A 6,700-nucleotide genomic window follows, 5' to 3' on the forward strand; every position below is an offset into this window, starting at 1 on the left:
ATAATGTTCAGGCATCGGCATCGGGCGTCATATTCACACATGAGTATTACGAATGTGTTGTCGGTGCATCGAGATATTTGTCATTAAGCACCCAATCGTCGTTTTCTTTGACGAGATACTCGCCATAGTACGGGACGCGATTTGTAACAGTCTCACGGAATGTCTGACGAATTTCTTCACGTGTCATCTCACCCATCGAGCGGAGGTCATCATTCCGATTTAGACAACCCTTGAGGTAGCCCTCGTGTGTCACACGGACGCGATGACAATTTGCACAGAACGTTGGGTTCTCAACAGGATCGACGATTTCAACCATTCCATCGCCGATGAAATATCGATTTCGGTCATGCATGTCACGCGTCTCGACACGGTCAGCAATATCTGCAAGCCAGTCATGAACACGTTGGATATCAATATTCCATTCGGGATGACCAGTGAGTTCAGGCATGTATTCGATGAGTTGTAATTGTAATCCACTGTTCTCGGAGACGTGATTGACCATGTCTTCAACGTATCCGGCAGTGTGTTCAAACACAACCATATTCAATTTTACTGGAGCAAGACCAGCATCAACCGCAGCCTCAACGCCTTCGAGGACTCTGTCATACGCACCAGATTTCGTAATTTCGGCGAACTCATCAGGATCGAGTGCATCCTGTGAGACATTTACACGTTCGAGTCCAGCCTTCCTGAGAGTGTCTGCTCGACCTGGGAGAAATGTCCCGTTCGTCGTCATTGAGACCTCCATCGATGATGGTGTACGTCGGATGATTTCCTTAAGATCATCACGAAGCATCGGCTCACCACCGGTGAATTTCACCTTTCCAATGTCGAATTCCGAGACGACCTCAAGAAAACGGACGACATCGTCGGTGCTCATCTCGTCGTCCTGTGGATCCATCGGACCACGGGTATCACCAAGTCCCTCATTATGACAGTAGACACAATCGAAATTACAACGATCGGTCAAAGAGACTCGGACGCCAGACACCTCGCGCCCGAATTCATCTTTGAGCATGAACCAATGATTGTGGTCAATGATATTAAATTCGCTGTCACGCCCGGATCAGATGTAATTGATACTAGTTACTTTTTGATAATCTGTGTCGACTCAACTGCAGGTGTGCAAAACCCTTATCGCTTGCTCGGAGTGAGGATGCATATGCACACTGCGACGGTCCGTGACCGACTGAGAGATGTCACAGACCCCGATTTAGAGGACGATATCGTGTCGCTCGGGCTTGTCAACGCCATTGATATTGATGAATCAACCAGTACCATTCGTATTTCATTAGCACTTGGTGCTCCCTATTCGCCTGCTGAGAGTAAAATCGCCACACAGGTCCGTGAGGTGCTTGCGGATATGGAATATGATCTTGATCTCGCAGCGACAATCCCATCAGTCGAGAGTGAAGATGAGGTGCTTCCCGGTGTCACGAACGTGATTGCTGTTGCCTCTGGAAAAGGTGGTGTCGGAAAGTCGACTGTCGCAGTGAATCTCGCAACTGGATTATCAGATCTTGGTGCACGGGTTGGACTGTTTGATGCGGATATTTACGGACCAAACGTGCCGCGAATGGTTGATGCAGGTGAAGCACCGGAGACTGAGGACGAACAAACGATTATTCCACCTGAGAAGTATGGCATGAAATTGATGTCAATGGCGTTTCTCGTCGGGGAGGATGACCCAGTGATTTGGCGTGGACCAATGGTGCATCAAATTCTTACCCAGCTTGTCGAGGATGTTCGATGGGGCGATCTTGATTATCTTGTCTTAGATCTTCCACCAGGGACTGGCGATACACAACTGACAATTCTGCAGACACTTCCATTGACGGGGGCAGTCGTTGTGACGACACCGCAGGATGTTGCCGTTGATGACGCCCGCAAGGGACTCCGAATGTTTGGTGAACACGACACGAATGTGCTCGGGATTGTCGAAAATATGGCATCATTCACCTGTCCTGACTGTGAATCGATTCATGATATCTTCGGTGAAGGCGGCGGACAAGTGTTTGCCGCGAATAACGATCTTCCATTCTTGGGATCCCTGCCGCTTGATCCACAGGTTCGCACCGGCAGTGATGATGGCGACCCTGCTGTGCTCGGATCCGGAACGACTGCTGATGCATTTGAGGCAATGACAACAAATGTCGCAGATATGATTGGAGTGACTCGACGGCGTGATGTTATGAATCGGTGATACTTTTTTCAGTAATTGACTCTCTCGTGACGCTTAGAAATATGAAGCCATTGATGAATAGCAGTTTTTACTCGGTATCTGGTGTGTCTCCACACGTATTTGTTGATTATTTTCATGCGTCTCTGTTCACTTCATGAACATGAGCTAAATTGGTGTGCTGAAAAACGTCGTTTAGCGTGACCGGTCCTGTTTGCGAAAATAACGATATTATCGAGGGATATTTGATAAGATGTGAATCTTGGATGACTCACTCCAGATTTTGGGGTCTCAGTGTTCGAATCGTGACATCTCGACACTATGCCATTCATTACACACGAACTATTCATCAACCGTGTTTAAGTTATTGAATGAGACGGGAACAATCTCGGTTTGACTCTCCGTGTGATCTCGTCGCTCACAACACGTGCTTACCTGGAGACGTTGTCGAGATCGTCGAGGTATCTTGGTTGGACGATAGGCTTCCTTTGTCCTGTTATCAGAAAGCTCACTGAAAGGACGCTGGGGCAGAGTCGAAGAGCCGGTTCGGGAGAGGGGAGATTGTCTGTGTGTCTAGGTGTCCAAGTGTAAGAGTCACATGAAGGCTGCCAACGAGAAAGTGACAAGTATGTGTATTATTTATAAAAATAACAACAAGTTATGAGATAGTGGGTACTCACTCAAATCCTCACACAGTGTTCATATCGGTAGGTGACACACACCATTTTCGAAATGAAATCCAAGATATAACTAACACAATAAAGATAGCACCCACACACCACCTTCGAAATGAAATCGGTTCTCTCAGTAAAAAATACAGTCAAACCCGATTTCGAAGATCTACTATAGTTACGCTACTGTTTCATCTAAAGAATTTCATCTCGAAATTAGTTATCTAGGAACAATCTCTAGGAGCCTCCATACAGTCCGACACAACTGCCGCAAGATATTAGTTCTATATTCACGTATCATGAATTACGATGGTAGTAACAAACGCCCCGGCTGCGAACGAGAACGGCTCGAAAGAGGGCACCGCACGCTCCTTTATTGCAGCCTCAGAGATACTGGTGAATCCCGACATCGCCAGAGTCTATACTGACATCCTGCTGAATCAGCCTACTACGAACAGCAGTATCGAGCGTAGACTCGATCTTGCCGGAAGTACAACCTCAATGCGGGTTGGAAAGCTCAAAAACTTAGACATTGTCGAGGATGTCAGTAGCGGGAAAGAGAGCCAGCTCCGGACTGATTCACTATTTCTCCCCGTTGGGGAGGAAGAGACGCGGATACTGTTTGACCCGCTTACGATCGCCACTTACGGTGCAAGCGGCGAGGTCAGTGAGATCGAACTCTTCGTTGATCGGCACGGCAAGGCGAAGCTGCTGATGGCGGTTGAGCAGACACGGGCATGTCTCAGTGGCGAGGTGACTCGTCGTGGAGCAGCAGACCGCCTCAATGTTGATGAGATCGAGGCTATCAGCATCACGCAGGCGCTAGAGCCAATCATTGCTCTGTTTGTCAAAGCAGGGCTCATCAATGATTCCTTCGAATACGACCTACATGATCGGAAGATTCGAAACACTCCGTACGTGTTTGAGCAGGAATGAGCGATCGGTCGAAATTAATTGATTCTTCACCCCTCTACCCGCTCCTGGATGCACTCCTCGTTGACTCGAGCGTCTTGGGTGGAATCGGGCGATCTACTCCAGAACGGCGACAGCTAATCAACTACACTCAGTCGAATGATAAGCAGTTGTACGTCTCTACTGGAGTGGTCGAGGAGTTGGACAAGGAATGGGCTGGTTCCTACGGTGTCAATGATTGGCTTGATCCAATACGTAACGAGGACTGGATTATTGTCCTTCCAGAGCCGGATTACGGTGCGCGAATCCGTGACGGCCCTACCGTGAGCGAGATGGTTGACGAAGCACACAGAGAATTAGCCAAGCTCAAACAGGAGCGAGAAAATGAACTCCCGAAAACGGACGCCAAATTCGCCGGTAATCTCGTTCAAATACGGGTGTCTGAGGGTCACGATTCCGTGGGGCTGATCATCGACGACAGGAACACAGAGCGCGCACTGTCCCAAGTACTCAGTGAGACGGAGTACGAGCAATTCTTCCGGATACTGAGGGGCCAGAGGTATTAGAAGAGATACAATAACGTTCCCCTCTTCATTGGGGCCACCCTCCTCGCGCGGCTTGTGAGATGAGTATCCGGTAAGTCAACGACCTCACCATACCGCTCGCGCCCATAACTTCGGAGGATAGATCTCATGCGTGCCTTTGTTTTCTCAGAAAAAGCTTCATTAAGACCTCGCTAAATCAATAACAGTCTGTCATTCGAGTACCGCTCCAGCAGGCGCTTGTTTCACTGCGAACCGTTCGCGTGAACTTCGTCGAACAAGTCTGTAACCCGCTGTTCGATATTGTTTCGGATCTCACGGACCTGAGAGATCTTGGCCGTCAGGATCCGTCAGCGCCCAGTCGCGAACATCTATCTCTTCAGCATCGAGTTCGAGTGTCGAACAGCCCATTGTGGCGACGATGTCACATGATTCGAGCTCAGTCGTTGAGACTTCTCGGGGGACTCGATCCGAGAGATTGATCTCGTGGTCTTGCATAACCGCCACGACCTCGGCGGACGCTATCGGCGGGGTGAGTGCTACCGGTAATGATCTCAACACTGTCTTCGAGTCCACGACGGTCACGCTCGCGTTCGGCGAACGCTGTTGCCATCTGACTGTGACCAGCATTCGCTGCACAAACGAATGGAGACGCACGAAAAGCAATTAATCTGATGCGCACAGCGGGATCAATTGCGGAACAGGCAGGCGCAGACATAGTTTGTGAGGAACAGATTAGAAAAGCACAAAATAAACTCAAAAAAACCGTGTTTTAGAGGTAACCCGTGGTATTAGTGCTCAAAAGAGGCTATGTCTTTTTGTGACGGCAGCCGTAACGCGTGAGATCAAGACTGGTTCAGCAAAAACTCCCACCGGATACCGAGTATATCAGTACATAACGGATACACTTGACTCAACTCAATATCACCAGGAAACGTATGTAAATAAAATGAAGGAGCTGACTACATATTTGTTGGTCGAAACGGAGCGAAAGAGCCAGGGACCACGCTCGGGTAGCTATCTTGAGTTCACGTTTGCTGAAAGCCCAGAGAGTATCATTGAGACACTTCGAGAGGACCCACAGCTGGACGATGTACTCTACGATGAACTCCGCACTGTTGTGAACGCACAAGTTAATCGCTAAACTAGGACTGACCGAAACAAATCGATAGGGGTGTGTCTGTGTGATGGGACTGACTGGAACAAGTCGATAGACGTGTGTCTGTCTGATAGGACTGACCAGAACAAATCGATAGAGGCGTGTCTGTCTGATAGGATTACCCAAAACAGATCAGGATCCTGTATATGAAAAGGACAATACGCTAGAACAGGTGTGAAGTATTCATGAAATAAGCCTCAAAGAATCGTCAGTGAAGTCTGCGAAATGCCCGATAAATATGATTTTATATCCTCAGACGCTGCGACAAAGCATTAACTCGGATTCATACCTAGCATGTTGTGTGTGCGCGAGAGTCGATTATTGCAGCACCATGCGACACCTATCGGGCAGATACATTGGGTGATTCATTAATATGCCCCGAGATTTTTCGAGTTGTCAAGTGCTCAAGTATAAACCAAGCCCGTAGAAGAAACTTGACTCCCGAGAGAAGCCAGGGGTGGGATTTGAACCCAACGAAGTCTCAATTGCAAATTGATGTATGGAGTCCTCCTTTGAGTGTGTGTCGTTTTCGATTAATGAGAGTAGTTGCCCATTCAACACATACTCACATCTGCGATCTTAATTAGAGATGGATTCTTCACTTCGGATCTCTCCTGTGTGTTCTAATTCTCTTCAGTAAAATCAAGAGTCCGTTCAAACTGCACTCGGTGTGCATTATATCCTTGTTGACGATAGAACTCTTGTGCACGCGTATTCTCTGCGAGCGCTTCGAGTGTGATTACCGTTGCACCTTGCTGGTGGAGTTTGTCCTCAGCAGCACACAACAGTTGTGTCCCAATTCCAACTCCTCGTTTCGACGGAGTAACATAGAGATTTTGTACAATACCTCGGGTCTCTGAGAGCGCGTATGCCCCTCGCTCAATCTCATATGTCACGAAGCCAAGTATCTGGGTTTCCTCTTGTTCTTGCTCGTCTGTCTCAGCACATGCGACATAGACACAATCACTTGCGATACGATGTGCAATCATTTCTCGAACAGTTTCTCTGCTTTCCTCTGGCTGGATATATGATTCATACTTACGCTGGTCAGCTGCCAGTTCAACCCACATATCAGTTAATTCATCGACAGCTCCGACTGAGGGGTGTTCAATTGTGATCGCATCTTGCATGGATGAGTCTGACGTCATATTGACTGTCGAGTTGGACTGAAACCCAGAGGAGTTCTCCTCACTCATTATACAAATATTGCTTTTCGCATATCTTTTTCAGAGAATAA

Annotated in this window: 5 protein-coding genes and 2 pseudogenes; 4 read left to right on the forward strand and 3 right to left on the reverse strand. The window is 48.0% G+C overall.

The annotated features are described in order from the left end of the window. Window positions 1–46 precede the first annotated feature (46 nt). Window positions 47–1,018 carry a GTP 3',8-cyclase MoaA gene (gene moaA / locus J07HQW2_RS06585; protein WP_021054642.1) on the reverse strand — a complete coding sequence of 324 codons (972 nt, stop codon included), beginning with the start codon at window positions 1,016–1,018 and terminating at the stop codon, window positions 47–49. A 144-nt stretch (window positions 1,019–1,162) separates the two neighbouring features. Here moaA and J07HQW2_RS06590 point away from each other — a divergent pair, with 144 nt between their 5' ends. From J07HQW2_RS06590 to J07HQW2_RS18000, 3 genes are all read left to right on the forward strand, one after another. Then, window positions 1,163–2,203: an Mrp/NBP35 family ATP-binding protein gene (locus tag J07HQW2_RS06590; protein WP_048075522.1), complete on the forward strand. Its 1,041-nt coding sequence runs from the start codon at window positions 1,163–1,165 to the stop codon at window positions 2,201–2,203. 956 nt (window positions 2,204–3,159) lie between these two features. Further along, window positions 3,160–3,786 carry a DUF7437 domain-containing protein gene (locus J07HQW2_RS06595; RefSeq protein ID WP_021054644.1) on the forward strand — a complete coding sequence of 209 codons (627 nt, stop codon included), beginning with the start codon at window positions 3,160–3,162 and terminating at the stop codon, window positions 3,784–3,786. Beyond that, window positions 3,783–4,328 carry a PIN domain-containing protein gene (locus J07HQW2_RS18000; protein WP_021054645.1) on the forward strand — a complete coding sequence of 182 codons (546 nt, stop codon included), beginning with the start codon at window positions 3,783–3,785 and terminating at the stop codon, window positions 4,326–4,328. Before J07HQW2_RS06595 ends, J07HQW2_RS18000 begins: the two co-directional genes overlap by 4 nt. Window positions 4,329–4,549: 221 nt before the next feature. Here J07HQW2_RS18000 and J07HQW2_RS06605 read toward each other — a convergent pair. Continuing rightward, window positions 4,550–4,917: pseudogene (locus J07HQW2_RS06605) on the reverse strand (low molecular weight phosphatase family protein). Between the two features lie 13 nt (window positions 4,918–4,930). On the opposite strand from J07HQW2_RS06605, the pseudogene J07HQW2_RS06610 reads away from it, so the two are divergent. Beyond that, window positions 4,931–5,448, forward strand: a pseudogene (locus J07HQW2_RS06610) (toxin-antitoxin system, toxin component); the annotation flags it as partial. A 638-nt stretch (window positions 5,449–6,086) separates the two neighbouring features. On the opposite strand, the gene J07HQW2_RS06615 reads toward J07HQW2_RS06610, so the two are convergent. Beyond that, window positions 6,087–6,611: a GNAT family N-acetyltransferase gene (locus J07HQW2_RS06615; protein ID WP_303704005.1), complete on the reverse strand. Its 525-nt coding sequence runs from the start codon at window positions 6,609–6,611 to the stop codon at window positions 6,087–6,089. Window positions 6,612–6,700: the final 89 nt, after the last annotated feature.

Source organism: Haloquadratum walsbyi J07HQW2, from assembly GCF_000415985.1.
In the GTDB taxonomy this organism is placed as follows: Archaea; Halobacteriota; Halobacteria; order Halobacteriales; family Haloferacaceae; genus Haloquadratum; species Haloquadratum walsbyi_B.

Excerpts from the sequence above, each read along its gene's own strand:
- moaA (WP_021054642.1), bottom strand. The coding sequence starts at position 1,018 with ATGCTCAAAGATGAATTCGGGCGCGAGGTGTCTGGCGTCCGAGTCTCT.
- J07HQW2_RS06615 (WP_303704005.1), bottom strand. The coding sequence starts at position 6,611 with ATGACGTCAGACTCATCCATGCAAGATGCGATCACAATTGAACACCCC.
- J07HQW2_RS06595 (WP_021054644.1), top strand. The coding sequence starts at position 3,160 with ATGGTAGTAACAAACGCCCCGGCTGCGAACGAGAACGGCTCGAAAGAG.
- J07HQW2_RS06590 (WP_048075522.1), top strand. The coding sequence starts at position 1,163 with ATGCACACTGCGACGGTCCGTGACCGACTGAGAGATGTCACAGACCCC.
- J07HQW2_RS18000 (WP_021054645.1), top strand. The coding sequence starts at position 3,783 with ATGAGCGATCGGTCGAAATTAATTGATTCTTCACCCCTCTACCCGCTC.